Here is a 21408-nt window from a genome sequence, read left to right on the forward strand (position 1 = left end):
GGGCGAACTCGCGGCGGAACGTGCCGGTGCCGGCCGTCATCGAGCGCAGCTCGACCGCGTACCGCAGCAGTTCGGTCGCGGGCACCTCGGCGCGGACGAGCGTGCGGCCCTCGGCATCCGGGTCCGGCTCGGTGCCGAGCACCCGGCCACGCCGCCCGGACAGGTCGCCCATCACCGCGCCGACCGACGAGTCGGGCACCCGTACGGTGATCTCGTCGACCGGCTCCAGCAGCGCCGGCTGGCCCTTCTCGGCGGCGTCGCGCAGCGCCAGCGCGCCCGCGGTCTGGAACGCCGCGTCGGAGGAGTCGACGCTGTGCGCCTTGCCGTCGACCAGCGTCACCCGCAGGTCCACCACCGGGTAGCCGGCGATCAGGCCGCGTTCCATCTGCGCCCGTACCCCCTTCTCCACCGAGGGGATGTAGTTGTGCGGGACCGCGCCGCCGACCACCCGGTCGACGAACTCGAAGCCTGAGCCCCGGGGCAGCGGCTCCACCTCGATGTCGCAGACCGCGTACTGGCCGTGGCCGCCGGACTGCTTGACGTGCCGGCCGTGCCCGCGCGCGGCGGCGGTGAACGTCTCGCGCAGCGGCACCCGGACCGGTTCGGTGTCCAGCTCGACGCCGCCGCCGCGCAGCCGGTCGAGCACCACGTCGGCGTGCGCCTCGCCCATGCACCAGAGCACAAGCTGGTGGGTCTCCGGGTTGCGTTCGAGCCGCAGCGTCGGGTCGCCGGCGACCAGCCGGGACAGGTTGCGGGCCAGCGCGTCCTCGTCGGCCCGGCTGCGCGCCACGATCGCCACCGGCAGCAGCGGCTCCGGCATCTCCCAGGGCGCGATCAGCAGCGGGTCGTCCTTGGCCGAGATGGTGTCGCCGGTCTCCGCGCTGCCCGACTTGGTGATCGCGCACAGATCACCGGCGACGCAGGCGGGCACCTCGCGCAGCGTCGCCCCCAGCGGGCTGTAGACGTGGCCGACCCGCTCGTCGGCGTCGTGGTCCGGGTGGCCGCGCTCGGCCATGCCGTGGCCCGACACGTGGATCACCTGGTCGGGGCGGAGCGTGCCGGAGAAGACGCGCACCAGCGAGACCCGCCCGACGTGCCGGTCGACAGTCGTCTTGACCACCTCGGCGACGAGCGGGCCGTCCGGGTCGCAGGTCAGCGGCGGGCGGGGCGAGCCGTCCACACCGGTGACGGCGGGCAGGTCGTGCTCCAGCGGCGACGGGAACGCCGCGACCAGGCCGTCGAGCAGCGCGTCCAGGCCGACGCCGGTCTCCGCGCAGACCGGCACCACCGGGTAGAAGTGGCCGCGGGCGACAGCAGTCTCCAGGTCGGTGATCAGCACCTCGGGGTCGATCTCCTCACCGCCGAGGTAGCGGTCCATCAGGGTCTCGTCCTCGCTCTCCGCGATGATCCCCTCGATCAGCTCGTCGCGGGACTCCTGGATGGCCGGCAGGTGCTGCGGGTCCGGCTCGCGTACCGCCGCGGGCAGCCCGCCGGAGTAGTCGAACACCCGGCGGGTGATCAGCCCCATCAGCCCGGCCACCGACTCGCCGTCGTCGCCGAGCATGGGCAGGTAGAGCGGCAGCACGTTGTCGCCGAAGACCCGCTGGCACAGCGCCACGGCCTCGTCGAAGTCGGCGCGCGGGTGGTCCAGCCGGGAGACGGCCACCGCCCGGGGCATGTCGACGGCGGCGCACTCCTCCCAGAGGGCGGCCGTGGCGGCGTCCATGCCGTCGACGGCGGAGACCACGAACAGGGCCGCGTCGGCGGCGCGCAGCCCGGCGCGCAGCTCGCCGACGAAGTCGCCGTATCCCGGGGTGTCCAGCAGGTTGACCTTGACGTCGCGGTGCACCAGCGGGGCGCACGCCAGGCTCACCGAACGCTGCTGGCGTACGGCGGCGGGGTCGTGGTCGCAGACGGTGGTGCCCTCGGTGACGGCGCCGGCCCGGCCGATCGTGCCACTGGCGGCCAGCAGCGCCTCGACGAGCGTCGTCTTGCCGGCACCGGAGTGCCCGACGAGCACCACGTTGCGAACCCTGCCGGGCTCGGTCACCACCGGCGCGCCGCCGGTGACACCCTTCTCGTTCTTCTGCGCCATCGCGGCGCACCTCCCTCAACCGGTGGTGGTGGCGACCGCCGCGGGCGACGGGGGAGCGGACCCGGGACGGGCGCCGCGGCGATATCTTCCGGTGATCTCCTGCTGGACGGGAACGCGGACCGGTGATCCGGTGAACTGGCTCACCTCCTGGCTCGATCTCACACCCGCAGGGGTGCCCGCACAAGGGCCGCCGGGCGGGTCGTACGCCCGGCTGTGTCCCTGGCGGTTGCGGGCCGTTATCGTGGGACCGCCATGGCGAAGATCTTCCAAGTGACGGCCCGCGCGGGCATGACCCGCGTCGTGGAGCCGGTCGCCCGCGCGCTGCTGCGTGCGGGCGTGTCCCCCAATGCGGTCACCGTGACCGGCACCGTCGGCGTGCTCGTGGGCGCGCTCGGCTTCGGCGCGCGCGGCCATCTGGTCGCCGGCGCGCTGATCGTCACGGTCTTCGCCCTCACCGATCTGCTCGACGGCACGATGGCGCGGATGAGCGGCGGGTCCACCCGGTTCGGGGCGTTCCTCGACTCGAGCATGGACCGGGTCGCCGACAGCGCGGTGTTCGGCGCGGTCGCGTACTGGCTGGCCACCGAGCACGACTACTCGGGCGTGGCGGCGGCGCTGATCTGCCTGGCCGCGGGCGGTCTGGTCTCCTACGTCAAGGCGCGCGCCGAGGGCCTCGGGATGACCTGCAACGTGGGCATCGCCGAGCGCACCGAGCGGCTGCTCATCGTCGGCGTCGGCGGCCTGCTCACCGGCGTCGGCGTCCGGCACGCGCTGGAGATCGCGCTCTGGCTGCTCGCCGCCGTCTCGATCTTCACGGTGGGCCAGCGGATGGCCCACGTGTACCGCCAGGCCCAGCGGGTCGGCGCCGAGTGAACCTCACCGAGGCGGGCTTCGTCGCGGGCTGGCGCCTGGTCCGGGCGCTGCCCCGGCCCGTCGCGGCGGCGGCCTTCCGGGTGGGCGCCGACCGCGCCCACCGCAAGGACGGCGGGGGTACGCGTCGACTGCGCGCCAACCTGCGCCGCGTGGTCGGACCGGAGATGCCCGACGCGGAGCTGGACGTGCTGGTGCGTGCCGGGCTGCGCTCGTACGCCCGGTACTGGATGGAGGCGTTCCGGCTGCCCGGCCTGGGCCGCACCGAGATCCTCGCCGGGTTCCGCCTCGACGGGCAGGAGCTGCTCGCCGCCGACGTGGCCGCCGGGCGGGGCGCCGTGGTGGCGCTGCCGCACGCCGGCAACTGGGACGCCGCGGGCGCCTGGGTGGCTGCCACCGGCTGGCCGATGACCACGGTGGCCGAGCGGCTTCCGGACGGCGTCTACGAGCGGTTCGTCGGGTTCCGGGAAGGGCTGGGGATGGAGATCCTGCCCAACCACGGCGGCCCGCGTCCCGCGTTCGACGTGCTGGTGGACCGCCTGCGCACCGGCTACGTGGTGCCCCTGCTCGCCGACCGGGACCTGTCCGCCCGGGGCGTGGAGGTCGACTTCTTCGGCGGCCGGACCCGGATGCCGGCCGGGCCGGCACTGCTGGCCATCCGCACCGGCGCCCCGCTCTACGTGGCCTCGATGTGGTACGAACCGGACGCGGCGTGCGCCTCGATCGAGGGCCCGCTGCCGCTGCCGGACCCGGACAGCGCGCCGCTCGACGAGCGGGTCCGCACGGTGACGCAGCGGATTGCCGACGGTCTGGCGGCGGGCATCGCCCGGCATCCGCAAGACTGGCACATGTTGCAGCGGATGTGGCTGGACCAGGGCCGGGACGGTACGCCCACGTCGGCGCAGCCACCGGCCACCACCGGGACGGTCTAGGGGGGGGCGCAGTGCGTATCGGCATCGTGTGCCCGTACTCGTTCGACGTGCCGGGCGGCGTGCAGAACCACGTCATGGACCTGGCCGAGGCGCTGCTCGGGCTCGGCCACGAGGTGAGCGTCCTGGCGCCCGCCGACGAGGACTCGGCGCTGCCGCCGTACGTGGTGTCGGCTGGCCGGGCGGTGCCGCTGCCGTACAACGGGTCGGTGGCCCGGATCGCGTTCGGCCCGGTCTCCACCGCCCGGGTGCGCCGCTGGATCACCCGTGGCGAGTTCGACGTGCTGCACGTGCACGAGCCGCTCACGCCGAGCCTGTCGATGCTGGCGGTGCTCTGCGCCCGCGGCCCGGTGGTGGCCACCTTCCACACCGCGATGACCCGCTCCCGGGTGATGTCGGCCGCGCAGGGCGTGCTCCAGATCGTGCTGGAGCGGATCACCGCCCGGATCGCGGTCAGTGCGCTGGCCCGCAAGGTGCAGGTCGAGCACATGGACGGCGGCGCGGTGGAGATCCCCAACGGGGTGGCGGTGGCGAAGTTCGCCGGGGTGCCGCCGCTGCCGGGCTGGCCGGGGGAGTGTGCCCCGGGCACCGGCGGCACGCTGGGGTTCCTGGGCCGCTTCACCGAGCCGCGCAAGGGCTTCCCGATCCTGCGGGACGCGTTCGTCGCGCTGGCTCCGCACCGCCCCGGCCTGCGCCTGCTGGTCGCCGGCCCGGGTGACGCCGACGAGCTGTACGGGCGGTTCCCGGCCGGGCTGCGCGACCGGGTCACGTTCCTCGGCCTGGTCTCCGAGGCGGACAAGGCACGCATGCTGCGCAGCGTGCACCTCTACGTCGCACCGAACACCGGAGGGGAGTCCTTCGGGATGATCCTCACCGAGGCGCTCGCCGCCGGCACCACGGTGGTCGCCAGCGACCTGGACGCGTTCCGCCGGGTGCTCGACGGCGGGCGGGCCGGCCGGCTGTTCCCGACCGGCGACGCGGCCGCGCTGGGCGCCGCGCTGTCCGAGCTGCTCGACGACGACGGCCGCCGGGCCGGGCTGACCGCCTGCGGCGACCAGGTGGTGGCGAATTTCGACTGGCCCGTGGTTGCCCGCCGCGTTCTGGAGGTATACGCAGCCGCGATCGAGGCCACGGACGGCCGGGTCATGGACCAGGAGTGGGCGGGTCTGGGCTGACCGCTGTGGCCGCTGCGGCCGCTGTGACGAGCGCGTCGACCGGTGCACCGCGCCGGCCGGCCGGGATGAGGAGCAGCACTACGATGCCGGGCATGTGGTGGGTGGTGGGCGCGGTCGCGGTGCTCGGGCTGCTCTCGGCGTACCTGATCTGGACCTCCGGCCGGGTACAGCGGCTCCAGGTCCGCGCGGACTCGGCGGCCCGCGCGCTGGACGCGCACCTGCTGCGCCGCGCGGCCGCCGCCGCGGTCCTGGCCGAGCAGCGGTACGGCGTGGAGCTGTACGCCGCCGCCCGGATCGCGCTGGACGCCGCCCCGGAGGAGCGCGAGGCGGCCGAGAACGACCTGACCCGGCAGTTGCGCGCGGTGCGGCTGGACCCGGACGACCCGGCCTGCGCGGCAGTGATCGCGGCCAGCAGGCGGCTGGGGCTGGCCCGGCAGGTGCACACCGACCTGGTCCGGGACGCCCGCTCGGCGCGGGGGCGTCCGGTGGTGCGGCTGTTCCGGATGGGACGCGGGCGGGAGTGGCCGCGCTACTTCGACATCGACGACCCCACGCTGGCCTCGCACGCGGACGTGACCACCGGCTGACGCACCGGCCGTGACGGGGGCCACACGGCAGGCCACCGGGGGTTCGATTGGCGCTCGGATCGGCGCCGTGCCGGTCGTAGCATTCCTGCGCAGTCACCTCCCGAGCACGCCGAGGAGCGATGTCCCGTGTCTGAATCCGCAGCCCCGACCACCGCCACCGCCGTCGGCACCGCCCGCGTCAAGCGCGGCATGGCCGAGATGCTCAAGGGCGGTGTGATCATGGATGTGGTCACCCCCGAGCAGGCGAAGATCGCCGAGGACGCCGGCGCGGTCGCCGTGATGGCCCTGGAACGCGTGCCGGCCGACATCCGCGCGCAGGGCGGCGTGTCCCGGATGAGCGACCCGGACATGATCGACGGCATCATCCAGGCCGTCTCGATCCCGGTGATGGCCAAGGCCCGCATCGGCCACTTCGTCGAGGCGCAGGTCCTCCAGGCCCTCGGCGTCGACTACGTCGACGAGTCCGAGGTGCTGACCCCGGCCGACTACGCCAACCACATCGACAAGTGGGCGTTCACCGTCCCGTTCGTGTGCGGTGCGACGAACCTGGGCGAGGCGCTGCGCCGGATCACCGAGGGCGCCGCGATGATCCGCTCGAAGGGCGAGGCGGGCACCGGTGACGTCTCCAACGCCACCACCCACATGCGCAAGATCCGGCAGGAGATCCGCCGGCTCCAGTCGCTGCCCTCCGAGGAGCTGTACGTCGCGGCCAAGGAGCTCCAGGCCCCGTACGAGCTGGTCAAGGAGGTCGCCGAGCAGGGCAAGCTGCCGGTCGTGCTGTTCACCGCCGGCGGCATCGCCACCCCCGCGGACGCGGCCATGATGATGCAGCTCGGCGCCGAGGGCGTCTTCGTCGGCTCGGGCATCTTCAAGTCCGGCAACCCGGCTCAGCGGGCCGCCGCGATCGTCAAGGCGACCACGTTCCACGACGACCCGGACGTGCTCGCGAAGGTCTCCCGGGGGCTGGGCGAGGCGATGGTCGGCATCAACGTCGACGAGATCCCCCAGCCGCACCGCCTGGCCGAGCGCGGCTGGTGAGTGCAAGGAAGGGCCCCCTGTTAACGCCTGCGGTAGAGGCGGGGCCCCCTTTTAACACCCCGGAGGGAGCATCGTGGCCGTACCCGTGATCGGCGTGCTCGCCCTGCAGGGCGACGTACGCGAGCACGTCGCCGCGCTGGCCGGGGTGGGCGCGGACGCCCGGCCGGTGCGGCGGCCGGGCGAGCTGGACGCGGTCGACGGCCTGGTGGTCCCCGGCGGCGAGTCGACCACGATCAGCAAGCTGGTGGACATCTTTGAGATGCGCGAGCCGATCGACAAGCGGATCGCCGCAGGCATGCCGGTCTACGGCTCCTGCGCCGGCATGATCATGCTGGCGGCGGAGGTGCTGGACGGCCGCCCCGACCAGCGCGGATTCGCCGGCGTCGACATGACGGTGCGGCGCAACGCGTTCGGCCGCCAGGTCGACTCGTTCGAGGCGCCGGTGGCGCTCACCGGCGTCGACGGCGGGCCGTTCCACGCGGTGTTCATCAGGGCGCCCTGGGTGGAGCGCGTCGGCCCGGACGTCGAGGTGCTCGGCCGGGTGACCGAGGGGCCGGCGGCGGGCCGGATCGTCGCGGTACGGCAGGGCAACCTGCTGGCCACGTCGTTCCACCCCGAGCTGACCGGCGACCTGCGCCTGCACCGGTCCTTCGTGGAACTCGTCCGGGCCGCCTCCTGAACATCCGGTCCGTCCCTGGTTGTGCCGGTTCGGGCGGCCTCGGGCGGGCCGGTGCCGTGCGGCGCGTGACAGTCACCCGGCCCTCGCCGGTAGGATTGCCGAGATTCGGCAGGGCCATCAGCCCGCCGCGGCTCCCAGCGAAGATCACGGCACCTCGACGTGCGCCGGCGGGGGAGCGGGGCGTGTGCGGTGCGGTCGATGCAGACGGCGGGTAGCAACGGAGGTAACAGATGTCCGGCCACTCAAAGTGGGCGACGACCAAGCACAAGAAGGCGGTCATCGACGCCAAGCGCGGCAAGATGTTCGCCAAGCTGATCAAGAACGTCGAGGTGGCGGCCCGTACCGGCGGTGGTGACCCGGCCGGCAACCCGACTCTCTACGACGCCATCCAGAAGGCGAAGAAGAACTCGGTCCCGAACGACAACATCGATCGCGCGGTCAAGCGCGGCTCCGGCCTGGAGGCCGGCGGCGCCGACTGGCAGACGATCATGTACGAGGGCTACGGGCCGAACGGCGTGGCGATGCTGATCGAGTGCCTCACCGACAACCGCAACCGCGCCGCGACCGAGGTGCGCACCGCCCTTACCCGCAACGGCGGCTCGCTGGCCGACGCCGGCTCGGTGTCGTACATGTTCTCCCGCAAGGGCGTGGTGATCGTCCCCAAGGCCGGCACCAGCGAGGACGACGTGATGATGGCCGTGCTCGACGCGGGCGCGGAGGAGGTCAACGACCTCGGCGAGGCGTACGAGGTGGTCTCCGAGCCGGGCGACCTGGTCGCGGTCCGCACCGCGCTGCAGGACGCCGGCATCGAGTACGAGTCGGCCGAGTCCTCCCTCATCCCCAGCGTGAACGTGCCGCTGGACGAGGAGGGCGCGCGCAAGATCTTCAAGCTGATCGACGTGCTGGAGGACTGCGACGACGTGCAGAACGTCTACGCCAACTTCGACGTCTCCGACGAGGTCATGGCCGCAGTCGGCTGATCCCGCCCGACGTGCCGAGCGCCGGCCCCCGGATCACGGGGTGGCCGGCGCTCGGCGTCTCGCACGGTCAGCCGATCGGCTCGCGCTGCCGCCACGCCGCCCGCACCGAGGTCCGCCCGTTGGTGCGCAGCAACGAACCCTCGTAGATCCGCGCCCCGGCGAGCAGGAACCCGGCGGCCGCGAGCAGCAGCAGCGCCAGCGACACGATCGGCTCCCACGGCGCCGCGTCGCCGGTGAACAGCCGTACCGGCATCGCGGTCGGCGAGGAGATCGGCAGGTACGACAGGATGCGCATCGCGGCGGCGTTGTCGTTCAGGAAGATCACCGCGAAGAACGGCGCCATCACCGCGAGCTGCACCGGCGTGGACGCCCCGGCGATGTCCTCCTGCCGGTTCACCAGCGCACCGGCGGCCGCCCACATCGCCGCGAGCAGCAGGAAGCCGCACAGGAAGAACGGCACGAACCAGCCGATCGCGGGCGCGATCAGGCCCAGCAGGTCGCCGCCGTCGGTCAGGCGCATGCCGATCAGCGCGACTGCCGCGATCAGGGTGATCTGTCCCAGCGCCAGCGCGCCCGCGGCGAGGATCTTGCCGGCCAGCAGCGCCCGGGCCGGCACGGCGGCCACCAGGATCTCCACGATCCGGGTCTGCTTCTCCTCGGTGACGCTCTGCGCGATCTGCAACCCGAACGTCTGGGACATGAAGAAGACGACGAACGCGAAGGCGAACGGCACCAGGTACGCGACGAGCGGATCCACCGCGTCCGGGTCCAGCAGCTTCACCTGCGGGGCCGCGCTGAGCGCGGAGACCACGTCGTCCGGGGCCCGCTCGTCGGCGACCACGAGCGGACCGGCCACCACCGCGGCGTCCGCGTCGCCGTCGCGCACCGCCTGCTCGGCGGAGCCGTCGTCGGCGACCACGAGGACGTCCAGCCCCGCCGCGCGCAGCGGTTCGGCACCGGCGGCGGTCACCGCCACAGTGGACGGACCGCTGCTCATCATCGCCGGCACCACTGTGGCGACGACGGCGAGCAGCAGGAAGATCAGCGTGCTGTAGAGGAACGTCTTGTCGCGGACCTTGACCTTGATCTCGCGGGCCGCGACCAGCCGGGTGGCCTGGAACGTGTTCACTGGTTGACCTCTCGGAAGATCTCGGCGAGGGACGGGGTGACCGGGCCGAACGCGCGCACCGGGCCGCGGGCCAGGGCCGCGCGCAGCACCGCCTGGTCGTCGGCGGGCGGGTCCACCTCGAACACGGCGCGGGCGCCGTCGAGGTCGACCAGTCGCACGCCGGGCTGGTCGCGCAGCCAGCCGGCGTCGCCGTCGACCACGAGCGAGAACCGGGGCAGCGTGTACGCGGCGCGCAGCTCCTCGCGGGCGCCGGCGGCCCGGATCGTCCCGCCCGCGATGAGCACCAGGTCGTCGCAGAGCCGTTCCACCACGTCGAGCTGGTGGCTGGAGAACAGCACCGGCGCTCCGGCGGCGGCGCGTTCCCGCAGCACCGCCACCACCATGTCGACTGCGAGCGGGTCGAGCCCGGAGAACGGCTCGTCCAGGATCAGCACCTCCGGGTCGTGCACCAGCGCGGCGGCGATCTGCGCCCGCTGCTGGTTACCCAGCGACAGCGTCTCCAGCAGGTCGTCGGCCCGCTCGCCGAGACCGACCCGCTCCAGCAGCGCGTCGGTACGCCGGCGCGCCCCGGCGGCGTCCAGCCCGTACAGGCGGCCGAGGTGAACCACCTGCTCGCGGGGGGTCATCTTCGGGTAGAGGCCGCGTTCCTCCGGCATGTAGCCGAACCGGGCCCGGGCCTCGCGCGCGAGCGGCCGCCCTCGCCACGTCACCTGCCCGGCGTCCGGGGCGAGCACGCCGAGGATGATCCGCATGGTGGTGGTCTTGCCGGCGCCGTTGCCGCCGACGAATCCGGTCACGCGCCCTGCGGTCACGTCGAAGGAGACGTCCTTGAGCACCTGACGGCCGCCGAAGCTGCGGTCGACGCCGTCGAGGCGGAGCACGCTTGTCATGATCCCGACGCTACGGCCGGCCCCCGCTCCCGTCGTCCCACCACGGGGCGATCACGGGGTCCGTCGCGCGGCGGACGGGCGTCACCCGCCGGGCCGCACCACCCCGTGCTCGTACGCGAACACCACCGCCTGCACCCGGTCGCGCAGCCCGAGTTTGGCCAGGACGCGGCTGACGTGGGTCTTCACAGTCGCCTCGCCGACGTGCAGCACGTCCGCGATCTCGGCGTTGCTGGCCCCGCGCGCCACCAGTTCCAGCACCTCCCGCTCGCGCGGGGTCAGGTCCGCGGTGGCCGCGTCGTGCCGGGGGTCCGGCGGCGCCGCCCCGGGCCGGGCGAATGTGGAGATCACCCGCCGGGTGAGCGCCGGTGCGATCAGTCCCTCGCCGCGCGCCACCACCCGGACCGCGTCGATCAGGTCCTCCGGGGTGCCGTTCTTGAGCAGGAAACCGCTCGCCCCGGCGCGCAACGCGGCGAAGAGGTAGTCGTCCCTGTCGAACGTGGTGAGGATGAGCACCGCCGGCCCGCCCGGCGTCGCGTCGGCGGTGATCCGGCGGGTGGCCTCCAGCCCGTCGAGCACCGGCATCTCCACATCCATCAGCACCACGTCCGGCCGAAGCGCAGTCGCCATCGACACGGCGCGCTGCCCGTCGGCGGCCTCGCCGACCACCTCGATGTCGTCCTCGACCTCCAGGATCACCCGGAATCCGGTCCGGACCAGGTGCTGGTCGTCGACGAGCAGCACCCGCACCGGGGCGCTCACGCCGCCCGCCCGGCGGCCTCGACCGGCAGCGGCATGCGGGCCCGGACCCGGAACCCGCCGCCGGGACGCGGCCCGGCCTCCACCTCACCGCCGTGCGCGGCGACCCGCTCCCGCATGCCGATCAGGCCCAGCCCGGCCCCGGCCTCGGGTACGCCCCCGTGTCCGTCGTCGCTCACGTCGATCTCCAGCTCCCTCGCCAGATAGCGGATGCGCACGTCCAGCGTGGTGGCGTGAGCGTGCTTGACCACGTTCGTCACCGCCTCCTGCACGATCCGGTACGCCGCCTGCGACACCGAGCGGGGCAGCGGCGCCGGTTCCCCGTACACACCGAGTTCGGCCCGCAGCCCGGTGTCCCGGGCCCGGTCGACGAGCGCGGCGACCTGGTCGATGCCGGCGGTGTCCTCCGGCGTGGTCGCGCCGGCCGCGGCGTCCGGGTCGCGCAGCACGCCGAGCATCCGGCGCAGCTCGTCGACCGAGGTGCGGGCCGTCTCCTCGATCGCGGCCAGGGCGGTCCGCGCCTTGTCGCGGTCGCGGTCGAACACGCGCCGGCACGCGGCGGCCTGCACGCCCATCACCGACACGTGGTGGGCGACCACGTCGTGCAGCTCGCGGGCGATGCGGACCCGCTCGCCCATCACCGCGCGCTCGCGCGCCTCGACCTGTGAGCGGCGCAGTTGCTCGGCCTGCTCCCGCAGTTCGTGCCGGCGACGCGCGGCCACCCAGGCGGTCTGCCCGGAGTAGTAGGCGAACCCGAAGAACAGCACGTTGTAGAAGACGCCGTTCACCACGGCGGCGAGCACCGGCGGCACCGGACCGGCGGCGTCGGCGAAGGAGGCCGCCGAGATCTGGTCGGCCCGCAGCGCGAGGGACAGCGCGAGCCAGCCGAACATCGCCACGATGACGCCGGCCCGCAGCCGCCCGGCCAACCGCCGGTCGGCACCCCACGCGCCGAGCGTGAAGAGGGCCGCGAACAGCGCGCCCGACGGGAGCTGGGCGAGCGGGACCGCCCGCGCCTGCCCGGCGATGAACGCGATCGAGACGACCACCGCGACGGCGGCGGGCCACCGCCGCCGTACGGCCAGCGGGGCGGTCACCGCCACGGTCCACCAGACCTGCTCGGCGAGGCTCGGCGGCGGGCCGAGCAGGAAGGCCCCGGTGCTGCGCGCCAGGGTCAGCTCGAACAGGGCCAGCACGGTGACCACGAGTCCGACCCAGAGGTCGGCGCGCAACTGCGCGGCCGTGGGAGCCGGCCGGCGCCAGGCGGTGGTGGGTGCGGTGCTCACCGTACGACCATGCCACCGCCGCGCCCGGTACGGTGCCCGGGGCGTAATCGGGTGGGCCGGACGACAGCCGCGACGTAGCCTGCCGGGGTGTTCGTGCCCGATCTGCCGATACGCACCGAGCGCCTGCTGCTGCGCGCCTTCACCACCGACGACCTCGCCGTGGTCCGGGACTACCGGGGCCGCCCGGAGGTGACCCGCTACCTCTACCACCAGCCGTACGACGACGCCGCCGCCCGGGCCGCGATCGACCGGCTGGTCCGGCGGACCGCGCTGCGCGCCCCCGGCGACGTGCTCAACCTGGCGGTGACGCTGGCGGACACCGGCGAGTTCCTCGGCGACGTGCTGCTGAGCTGGACGAGCGGGGAGCACCGGCAGGGCGAGATCGGGTACGTGGCGCACCCCGCGCACACCGGCCGGGGGTACACCACCGAGGCGGCCCGGGAGCTGCTGCGGATCGGCTTCGACGGGCTGGGGCTGCACCGGATCGTGGGTCGGCTGGACGCCCGCAACACCGCCTCGGCCCGGGTGCTGGAGCGGCTGGGCATGCGCCGGGAGGCGCACCTGCGGGAGAACGAGTTCGTCAAGGGGGAGTGGACCGACGAGGTGGTCTACGCGCTGCTGGCCCGCCAGTGGCGGGCGGCGGACTGAGCGCGGGCCCGGCGCGACGGCGGGGCCCGCGTCCGGCGGGCCCCGGCGTCGCTCAGCAGCAGCCCTGCCGGAACGACCGCTCGACGTACGACGCCACACCGGCCGCGGCCGTCCTGCGGGATGGTGACCACCACCGTGCCGGTGCGCACGAACCGGATGTCCACCACACCGGCCTCGTAGCTGCGCGAGACCAGGTCCTCCCGGTCCACGGTGACCTCACCCGGCCCGATCCCCCGGATGCGCAGGATCCCGCCGGCGGCGAAGCAGAGGGACTTCAGCAGTGCCAGCTCGGTCTCGGCGAGCACCAGGTCGTAGCGGACCGGCCCGAAGCACGCGGCCGGCGCCGTGGTGCGTACCGACGGGGTGGGCCGGGTGGTCCGGGGCGTGACCGGCGGCCGTGACCGCGTACGCGTGCTCGTCGGCGTGGCCCCCGACGGCTCCGGGGCCGGCGTGCCCGTGCCCAGCGGCGCCGGGGTGGGGCCGGGTGAGGTCGCGGCGGTGGGCGGCGCGGCGGCGACGGCGCTGGTCACCGCCGGCTGTACCGGCAGCGGCGAGACCGGGCGGTCGGCGCAGGCGGGCGTCCCGGCGAGGGCGACGAGTGCGACGACCGCGACGCCGCGCCGCCGGCGGGCCGGGTCACGCATCGGACAGCCGCGCCCGGAGCTGCCGGCGGGCCTCGTGGATGCGGGACTTCACGGTCCCCTCCGGCACGTCGAGCAGGCCGGCGATCTCGCGGTAGCTCAGTCCAAGCACATCGCGCAGGGTCACCGCCTCGGCGAGGTCCGGCGGGACCGCGTCGAGGGCGTCGAGCAGGTCGAGCCGGGTGCCGGCGACCACGCTGGTCCGGCGCGGGTCGGGCCGGTCCGGCAGCGGGACGCCGCCGGCCTCCCGCTGCCACCGTCGCCGCAACGTCCGGTAGGTGGAGCGGGCCCGGTTGGCGGTGATCCGGTACAGCCAGGTGTCGAACGACGAGCGGCCCTCGAACCCGGTGATCCCGTGGGCGAGCGCGAGCAGAGCGTCCTGGCAGGCCTCCTCGGCGTCCTGCCGGTGGGGCAGCAGCCGGGCGCACTGCCGCAGCACCTCCGGCCGTACGGTGGCCAGCAGGGCGTCGAGGGCCTCGCGGTCGCCGCGTGCCGCCGACCGGGCCAGTTCGTCCGTGCCGTCGGGGAGGGGCATCAGGGGCGTCCCAGTGCTCGCCGGTGGTCCGGACCCCAGGCTATGCCCCGGGAGGCCGTGCCGCCCCGGCTGAGTCGGGCAGCCGACGGCGTCCCGCCCCGGCGCCGACGGCACCGGGGCGGGACGGGGAGCGTGGTGGCGGGCTGCGCCGGTCCGGCTGGCCGGGAGGCCGCCGGCCCGGCGCCGGGCGTCAGCGCGCGGCGCGGGCGGCCTTGACCGCGCTGTCGACCACGTCCCAGATCGCGACCAGCACGACCACCGCGCCCGCCACCCGGGCGAACTCGACGGTCCCGCCGTCGCGCAGCCAGGCGAACCGCTCGACCAGTTCCGGGTTGAGCAGCCGGTCGGTGGCGAGCAGCCAGAGCACCGGGGCGGCGAAGGCCGCGTTGAGCACCGCGTTGACCACGACCAGCGGCCAGGTCCACCGCCCGGCCCGGTACTTGGCGATCTCCAGGCCGACGGTGGCCAGCAGCACCACGATCAGGGCCGGCAGCCAGAAGCCCCAGAGCGCCGGGTCGAGCACCGCCATCCGGGAACCGTCGTCGGTGGTCCAGCGCTGGAAGTGCTGACCGATCAGGAAGCCGACGGTGACGAGCAGAAACACCACCGAGGCGATGCTGTCGGAGTGGCTGATCTGCCGTTCCCGGCTCTCCTCGGGGAGCTGGTCGACGGTCCACTCGGGCAGGCCGAGCGGCGTGCGGGTGCGCTCCAGCACGGCGAACACCAGCGTGACCCAGAACGCGATCTGGACCGCGGTCTGCATCGCGGCCACGATCGCCGCGCCGATCGCCGCGCCCGGCTCGCCGTCGATGAGCGCCTTGGCGAGGCCGGCGAGCACGCCCACGATCGCCGGGATGTACGTGAGCAGCAGCCGCAGCAGCCGCCACCACGTCAGGTAGTACCGCGGGCCGATCAGTTGCAGGGTGCGGTCGCTGTAGCGGGCCGCGAGCTTCTCCGGGTGGCCCAGCTCGGTGAGCACCTCGCGCTCGGCGGAGGCGTGGTCCTGCCCGCCCGAGGTCCGGTCGTCGATCATGTCGGCGATGGAGCCGCGCAGTTCCTCGGCCAGTTCCAGGCGGCGCTGCGCGGGCACGGCCCGCATGGTGGCGGCGACGTAACGGTCGGTCAGGGAACTCATCGTTCCGCTCCTTCGATCAGGTCGGTGACGGACGTCCGCACCGCGGTCATGTCGTCGAGCAGGCGGTTCAGGACGGCCTCGCCGTCGTCGCTGGTCCGGTAGAACTTGCGCGGCCGGCTCTCCTCGGTGTTCCACTCGCTGGTCAGCAGGCCCTGGTCCTCGAGCCGGCGCAGCAGCGGGTAGAGCGTGTTGGCGTCGACCGCGAAGCCGTGCGCGGCCAGCCGTTGCAGCAGGGCGTATCCGTAGTCGGGGCGGTGCAGGGCGACCAGGCTGGCCACCACGACAGTGCCGCGCCGTAGCTCCTGGAGGTGGGTCCGGAGGACCTCTTCGCTGACCATGTGCAACACGATACTGTGTGCCACACACCATTGCAACAGAGAAGAAGATCGCGTGCCGTACACCGGTCGGCCGGAGAGACCCGGGCCACCCTCGGCGCGGACGGTGGAGCCCGCACGATCACCTCGGTAGGGTGGGTCGGTCGACTCCGACGCAGCTTGATCCACAACCCGGGGGGCGCCACGCATGGGCGATTCGTTCGCGCATCTGCACGTACACACCGAGTACTCGATGCTCGACGGGGCGGCCCGGCTCAAGGACCTCTTCGCCGAGGCGGCGCGGCTCGGCATGCCGGCGGTGGCGATCACCGACCACGGCAACATGCACGGCGCGAACGACTTCTACAAGCAGGCCATGGACGCCGGGGTCAAGCCCATCCTCGGCGTCGAGGCGTACGTCGCGCCGGAGTCGCGCTTCCACAAGGCCCGGGTCAAGTGGGGGCGCCCCGAGCAGAAGAGCGACGACGTCTCCGGTAACGGCGCGATCACCCACATGACCATGTGGGCGGCCAACCGCGACGGCCTGCACAACCTGTTCAAGCTCAACTCCCGCGCCTCCATGGAGGGCCACTACGTGAAGTGGCCCCGGATGGACATGGAGCTGATCGCCGAGCACGCCGAGGGCATCATGGCCACCACCGGCTGCCCGTCCGGCGCGGTGCAGACCCGGCTGCGGCTGGGCCAGTTCGACGAGGCGCTCAAGGTCGCGGCCGCGTACCAGGACATCTTCGGCAAGGACAACTACTTCCTGGAGATCATGGACCACGGCCTCGACATCGAGCGCCGGGTCCGCGACGGGCTCACCGAGATCGCCCGCAAGCTCGACATCCCGCCGGTGGTCACCAACGACTCGCACTACACGCACGAGGCGCAGGCCGAGGCGCACGACGTGCTGCTCTGCGTCCAGACCGGCAGCAACGTGGCCGACCCGAACCGGTTCCGGTTCGAGGGCGGCGGCTACTTCGTCAAGTCCGCCGACCAGATGCGCGCCGTCGACTCCTCCGAGCTGTGGCAGCAGGGCTGCCGCAACACGCTGCTGGTCGCCGAGAAGGTCGACCCGGCCGGCATGTTCACGTTCCACAACCTGATGCCGCGGTTCCCGATCCCCGAGGGCGAGACCGAGGAATCCTGGTTCCGCAAGGAGACCTTCGCCGGCCTGGCGCGCCGCTTCCCCGGCGGCATCCCCGAGGGCCACGTCGTCCAGGCCGAGTACGAGCTGGGCGTCATCATCCAGATGGGCTTCCCGTCGTACTTCCTCGTGGTCGCCGACTTCATCCAGTGGGCCAAGAGCCAGGGCATCGCGGTCGGCCCGGGGCGCGGCTCGGCGGCCGGCTCGCTCGTGGCGTACGCGCTGGGCATCACCGACCTCGACCCGATCCCGCACGGCCTGATCTTCGAGCGGTTCCTCAACCCCGAACGTGTCTCCATGCCCGATGTCGACATCGACTTCGACGAGCGCCGGCGCGGTGAGGTCATCAAGTACGTGACCGACAAGTGGGGCGAGGACAAGGTCGCGCAGATCGCCACGTTCGGCACGATCAAGGCGAAGGCCGCGATCAAGGACTCGGCCCGCGTGCTCGGCTTCCCGTACGCGGTCGGCGACCGGATCACCAAGGCCATGCCCCCGGCGGTGATGGGCAAGGACATCCCGCTGTCCGGCATCTTCGACCCGAAGCACCCGCGCTACGCCGAGGCGGGCGAGATCCGGGGCCTCTACGAGTCCGACCCGGACGTCAAGAAGGTCATCGAGACCGCCAAGGGCATCGAGGGCCTGATCCGGCAGACCGGTGTGCACGCCGCCGGCGTCATCATGTCCGCCGAACCGATCATCGAGCACATCCCGCTGATGCGGCGCGACTCCGACGGCGTCATCATCACGCAGTTCGACTACCCGACCTGCGAGTCGCTCGGGCTGCTGAAGATGGACTTCCTCGGCCTGCGCAACCTGACGATCATCGACGACGCGGTGAAGAACATCCAGCTCAACCACGGCCGGGAGCTGGACCTGCTCGGCCTGCCGCTTGACGACAGGCAGGCGTACGAGCTGCTGGCCCGCGGTGACACGCTCGGCGTGTTCCAGCTCGACGGCGGGCCGATGCGCTCGCTGCTGCGGCTGATGAAGCCGGACAACTTCGAGGACATCTCCGCCGTCCTGGCGCTCTACCGGCCCGGCCCGATGGGCGTGGACTCGCACACCAACTACGCGCTGCGCAAGAACGGGCTCCAGGAGATCACCCCGATCCACCCGGAGCTGGAGGAGCCGCTGCGCGAGATCCTCGCGCCCACGTACGGCCTGATCGTCTACCAGGAGCAGGTGCAGCGCGCCGCGCAGATCCTCGCCGGCTACACGCTCGGCCAGGCCGACCTGCTGCGCCGGGCGATGGGCAAGAAGAAGAAGGAGATCCTCGACAAGGAGTTCATCCCGTTCCGGGACGGCTGCCGCGAGCGCGGCTACTCCGACGAGGCCATCCAGGCCGTGTGGGACGTGCTGGTCCCGTTCGCCGGTTACGCGTTCAACAAGGCCCACTCCGCCGCGTACGGCCTGGTCTCCTACTGGACCGCGTACCTCAAGGCGCACTACCCGGCCGAGTACATGGCCGCGCTGCTCACCTCCGTCGGTGACGACAAGGACAAGATGGCCCTGTACCTGTCCGAGTGCCGCCGGATGCGCATCCAGGTGCTCCCGCCGGACGTGAACACCTCGGCCGGGCCGTTCACCCCGGTCGGCAAGGAGATCCGCTTCGGTCTCGGCGCGGTACGCAACGTCGGTGCGAACGTGGTCGCCTCGATCATGCGGTGCCGCGAGGAGAAGGGCGACTACACCGACTTCTACGACTTCCTGTCCAAGGTCGACGCCGTCGTCTGCAACAAGAAGACCATCGAATCGCTGATCAAGGCCGGGGCGTTCGACTCGCTCCAGCATCCGCGCAAGGGCCTGCTGGCGGTGCACGCCGACGCCATCGACGCGTACGCCGACGTCAAGCGCAAGGAGGCGGTCGGCCAGTACGACCTGTTCGGCGCCGGATTCGGCGAGGCTGACACCGGTGGCAGCACCACTGTCATGCCGGTCATCGGCGAGGGGGAGTGGGACAAGCGCGACAAGCTCGCGTTCGAGCGCGAGATGCTCGGTCTGTACGTCTCCGACCACCCGCTCTTCGGTCTGGAGCACGTGCTCGGTGCCGCCGCGGACACCACGATCGCCGCGCTGTCGGAGGAGGGCACGGTGCCCGACGGCGCGGTGGTCACGCTGGCCGGCATCCTCTCCGGCGTGCAGCGCCGGGTCACCAAGCAGGGCCGGGCCTGGGCGTCGGCCACCCTCGAAGACCTCGCCGGCGGCGTGGAGACGCTGTTCTTCCCGAACACGTACGAGGTGATCGGGCAGTACATCGCCGAGGACGCGATCGTGGTGGTGAAGGGCCGGGTGGACCGGCGCGACGACACCCCGCGCATCATGGCGATGGACATGTCCATGCCGGACGTCAGCAGCACCCCGGGGAGCAAGCCGATCACGCTCACCATCCCGGTGCACCGCTGCACGCCGCCGCTCGTGGAACGGCTCAAGGAGACGCTCGTGCTGCACCCCGGCGACACCGAGGTGCACGTCAAGCTGCTCAACGGCGGCAAGGTCACCACGCTGCGCCTCGGCCCGTTCCGGGTCGCGCCGACCACAGCGCTGATGGGCGACCTGAAGAGCGTCCTCGGCCCGGCCAACGTGAGCTGACCGGGCCGAGCGCCTGCGGGACGTACCGGGCTAGACGCGGGTGACGCGGATGGCGTCGGCGATCACGTACCCGGTGCTGCCGGACCATCGGCTGACACCCACCTTGTTGGCGTCCCCGGCGGCCAGGGTGAAGGTGCCCAGCGAACGCCACGTACCGCCGTTGGCTGTCTGGTTCACCGAGACCGTCTGGTTGCCGCTGGTGGTCGCGACGATGTACGGCGTGCTGGTGTTGTAGCCGGCGACGGCCGGATACCAGACCTCCACCCGGTAGGTGGCGGTCGCCGGGATGTTCACCTTGTACCAGGCGGCGTCGCTGGCCGCGACGGGGTTGGCGTACCGGTAGTCGGCGCCGTAGCGCTGCGCCGAGTACGTCGAGGTGCTCCAGTTGGCGCTCGCGGTGAACCGGCCGGCGGTGGTGTTGTCCACGACCGTCGACCAAGTGGTCGGCGGGGGCGTGGTGCCGCCGGTGACGAGCTGCATGTAGTAGGTCCAGTTCCAGTTCGGACCGGGGTCGGTGTGCGTGGCGCCCGGCACCTGGTTGTGCCCGATGATGTTGTTGCGGGTCTTCGGGATGCCGTACTTGTCGCACAGGAACCGGGTCAGCGCCGCCGACGACCGGTACATCGCGTCGGTGTACCAGGAGGCGTTGTCGACGTACCCCTCGTGCTCGATGCCGATCGACTGGGTGTTGTAGGTCCAGTTGCCGGCGTGCCAGGCGATGTCCTTGTCCCGCACCATCTGGGTCACCGCGCCGTCGGAGGAACGGAGCAGGTAGTGCGCGCTNGGTGCCGGCTGCGGCGTTCTGGAACCAGCTGATCGAGCCGGCATAGCTGCCCTGCATGGTGTGGATGACGATGTAGTTGATCGGGTACGCCGACTCGCGGCTGGAGACCGTGTAGTTCGACGAGTTGGCCGGCACCCAGGCCGCCGGGCCGTAGTCGGTGCTCAGGGTGCCGAAGTCGCCGGTGCCCAGCGGCGCGACGTCGGCGTACCGGCCCCGCTGGGGTGCCACCGGACGGCCGTCCACGCTGACCTCGCCGCCGGCCGTGGTCGCGATGAAGCCCCTGGCGAGCAGGTCGAACACGGAGTCGGCGTACAGCCGGGCGGTGGCCGCGTCCGTCGAGCCGCCGTAGCGGGCGATCGGGCCGTACCACTGGTTGACGTCGTCGCGCTGCGCCGCGGTGAGCCCGGCCTCGTCGGCGTAGGAGCGCAGCACCGCCGCCGCGCCGGCCACGTTCGCCGCGTCCCGGGTACGCAGTTCGGCGCGGTCCAGCCGGGTCCGGCGCGCGGCCTCGTCGAGGGTCCGCACCTTCGGGTTGCTGGTCAGGTGCATCACGCCGTATCCGCCGGAGACGCTGGGCTCGCCGCCGTGGCCGTCCAGGCGGGTCTCGGCGTACCCGAGCGCGGCGAGCAGGTCGCGCGGCACGTCGGAGGCGGTGGCGGCCCGGTCGAAGGCGGCGGCGAGCGGCTGCGCGCCGTGCTGTGGCGCGGCCTGGGCCGGCTGGCCGGTCAGGCCGATCATGAGGATCATGGCGCCGCCGAGCAGGTGGCTCACCCGACGCGAGGGTCTCCGAATCGTCACAGGCACTCCTCGTCCACTACAGGGGGCGACTGGCTCACGTCGCCGGTTCGCCGCACCCTATAGCGTGACGTTCGTCTATGTCGATACCTTGCATCAATGGGCCCTTTGATGAAGACTTCCTTCAGGTGTGCGGCATGTCCGGCAGTCGCGCCGCCCGCCGCGGGCCGCCCGCCGCCGCGCCCCGGCCCGTTCCGGAGGCGGTGTCCACCGCGCTCGGCGATCACCCCTCGGCCCGGTCGGCGTGAGCTGCCCCCGTACCGTCGCGGTGTTGCCCGGCGCGCCACGGCCGGGCAGCATCGGGCGGATGCCGCCCTCCGACCTGCTGCGCGTCCGCGACCTGGTGCCCGACTTCCTCGCCTGCGCCGAGGGGCGCCGGTCCGCGTCGCCGGAGCCGTGG

The 21408-nt window shown here is 72.9% G+C and carries 19 protein-coding genes; 9 read left to right on the forward strand and 10 right to left on the reverse strand.

What is annotated here, in order from left to right; genetic code table 11:
• A partial coding sequence (locus ABD52_RS27945) for an elongation factor G-like protein EF-G2 (RefSeq protein WP_047893749.1) occupies positions 1-2095 on the reverse strand: 2095 nt, incomplete at its 3' end.
• A gap of 252 nt (positions 2096-2347) precedes the next feature.
• On the opposite strand from ABD52_RS27945, the gene pgsA reads away from it, so the two are divergent.
• The 7 genes from pgsA to ABD52_RS27980 all read left to right on the forward strand — a co-directional run bounded on the left by pgsA (position 2348) and on the right by ABD52_RS27980 (position 8353).
• Positions 2348-2968, forward strand: coding sequence for a phosphatidylinositol phosphate synthase (gene pgsA / locus ABD52_RS27950; RefSeq protein ID WP_047893750.1), 621 nt, complete (start codon positions 2348-2350; stop codon positions 2966-2968).
• Positions 2965-3897, forward strand: coding sequence for a phosphatidylinositol mannoside acyltransferase (locus ABD52_RS27955; protein WP_047893751.1), 933 nt, complete (start codon positions 2965-2967; stop codon positions 3895-3897). Before pgsA ends, ABD52_RS27955 begins: the two co-directional genes overlap by 4 nt.
• An 11-nt stretch (positions 3898-3908) precedes the next feature.
• Entirely contained in the window at positions 3909-5069 is a 1161-nt protein-coding gene (locus ABD52_RS27960; RefSeq protein WP_013285432.1) for a glycosyltransferase family 4 protein, read from the forward strand.
• Positions 5070-5152: 83 nt separating this feature from the next.
• Positions 5153-5656, forward strand: a complete 504-nt coding sequence (locus ABD52_RS27965; RefSeq protein WP_013285433.1) for a hypothetical protein — start codon at positions 5153-5155, stop codon at positions 5654-5656.
• Positions 5657-5782: 126 nt separating this feature from the next.
• Positions 5783-6694 carry a pyridoxal 5'-phosphate synthase lyase subunit PdxS gene (pdxS, locus tag ABD52_RS27970; RefSeq protein WP_047893752.1) on the forward strand — a complete coding sequence of 304 codons (912 nt, stop codon included), beginning with the start codon at positions 5783-5785 and terminating at the stop codon, positions 6692-6694.
• A gap of 73 nt (positions 6695-6767) precedes the next feature.
• Positions 6768-7373 (forward strand): pyridoxal 5'-phosphate synthase glutaminase subunit PdxT, encoded by a 606-nt coding sequence (gene pdxT / locus ABD52_RS27975; RefSeq protein ID WP_013285435.1) that lies wholly within the window; start codon positions 6768-6770, stop codon positions 7371-7373.
• A 230-nt stretch (positions 7374-7603) separates the two neighbouring features.
• Positions 7604-8353, forward strand: coding sequence for a YebC/PmpR family DNA-binding transcriptional regulator (locus ABD52_RS27980; protein WP_013285436.1), 750 nt, complete (start codon positions 7604-7606; stop codon positions 8351-8353).
• A 67-nt stretch (positions 8354-8420) separates the two neighbouring features.
• Here ABD52_RS27980 and ABD52_RS27985 read toward each other — a convergent pair whose 3' ends face one another.
• The 4 genes from ABD52_RS27985 to ABD52_RS28000 form a co-directional block, all read right to left on the reverse strand.
• Complete coding sequence (locus ABD52_RS27985) at positions 8421-9482, reverse strand: ABC transporter permease (protein ID WP_047893753.1); 1062 nt, start codon at positions 9480-9482, stop codon at positions 8421-8423.
• Entirely contained in the window at positions 9479-10372 is an 894-nt protein-coding gene (locus tag ABD52_RS27990; protein ID WP_047893754.1) for an ABC transporter ATP-binding protein, read from the reverse strand. Before ABD52_RS27990 ends, ABD52_RS27985 begins: the two co-directional genes overlap by 4 nt.
• A gap of 81 nt (positions 10373-10453) precedes the next feature.
• Positions 10454-11131 (reverse strand): response regulator transcription factor, encoded by a 678-nt coding sequence (locus tag ABD52_RS27995; RefSeq protein ID WP_013285439.1) that lies wholly within the window; start codon positions 11129-11131, stop codon positions 10454-10456.
• Complete coding sequence (locus ABD52_RS28000) at positions 11128-12414, reverse strand: sensor histidine kinase (protein ID WP_047893755.1); 1287 nt, start codon at positions 12412-12414, stop codon at positions 11128-11130. Before ABD52_RS28000 ends, ABD52_RS27995 begins: the two co-directional genes overlap by 4 nt.
• A gap of 87 nt (positions 12415-12501) precedes the next feature.
• On the opposite strand from ABD52_RS28000, the gene ABD52_RS28005 reads away from it, so the two are divergent.
• On the forward strand, positions 12502-13062 hold the full coding sequence (locus ABD52_RS28005; protein ID WP_013474856.1) for a GNAT family N-acetyltransferase: 561 nt from the start codon (positions 12502-12504) through the stop codon (positions 13060-13062).
• Here the strand turns inward: ABD52_RS28005 and ABD52_RS28010 are convergent.
• The 4 genes from ABD52_RS28010 to ABD52_RS28025 all read right to left on the reverse strand — a co-directional run bounded on the left by ABD52_RS28010 (position 13023) and on the right by ABD52_RS28025 (position 15711).
• Positions 13023-13706 carry a hypothetical protein gene (locus ABD52_RS28010; RefSeq protein WP_235437577.1) on the reverse strand — a complete coding sequence of 228 codons (684 nt, stop codon included), beginning with the start codon at positions 13704-13706 and terminating at the stop codon, positions 13023-13025. The two genes, ABD52_RS28005 and ABD52_RS28010, sit on opposite strands and share 40 nt — an antisense overlap.
• Entirely contained in the window at positions 13699-14238 is a 540-nt protein-coding gene (locus ABD52_RS28015; protein ID WP_047893756.1) for an RNA polymerase sigma factor, read from the reverse strand. Before ABD52_RS28015 ends, ABD52_RS28010 begins: the two co-directional genes overlap by 8 nt.
• Positions 14239-14428: 190 nt before the next feature.
• Complete coding sequence (locus tag ABD52_RS28020; protein WP_047893757.1) at positions 14429-15373, reverse strand: permease prefix domain 1-containing protein; 945 nt, start codon at positions 15371-15373, stop codon at positions 14429-14431.
• Positions 15370-15711, reverse strand: coding sequence for a PadR family transcriptional regulator (locus ABD52_RS28025; protein WP_013285447.1), 342 nt, complete (start codon positions 15709-15711; stop codon positions 15370-15372). Before ABD52_RS28025 ends, ABD52_RS28020 begins: the two co-directional genes overlap by 4 nt.
• A gap of 184 nt (positions 15712-15895) precedes the next feature.
• On the opposite strand from ABD52_RS28025, the gene dnaE reads away from it, so the two are divergent.
• Positions 15896-19429, forward strand: coding sequence for a DNA polymerase III subunit alpha (gene dnaE, locus ABD52_RS28030; protein ID WP_013285448.1), 3534 nt, complete (start codon positions 15896-15898; stop codon positions 19427-19429).
• 30 nt (positions 19430-19459) lie between these two features.
• Here the strand turns inward: dnaE and ABD52_RS41050 are convergent.
• A partial coding sequence (locus ABD52_RS41050) for an N-acetylmuramoyl-L-alanine amidase (RefSeq protein WP_235437578.1) occupies positions 19460-20212 on the reverse strand: 753 nt, incomplete at its 5' end.
• Positions 20213-21408 lie beyond the last annotated feature (1196 nt).

The sequence above is a fragment of the Micromonospora sp. RV43 genome (assembly GCF_001029515.1).
GTDB lineage: Bacteria > Actinomycetota > Actinomycetes > Mycobacteriales > Micromonosporaceae > Micromonospora > Micromonospora aurantiaca.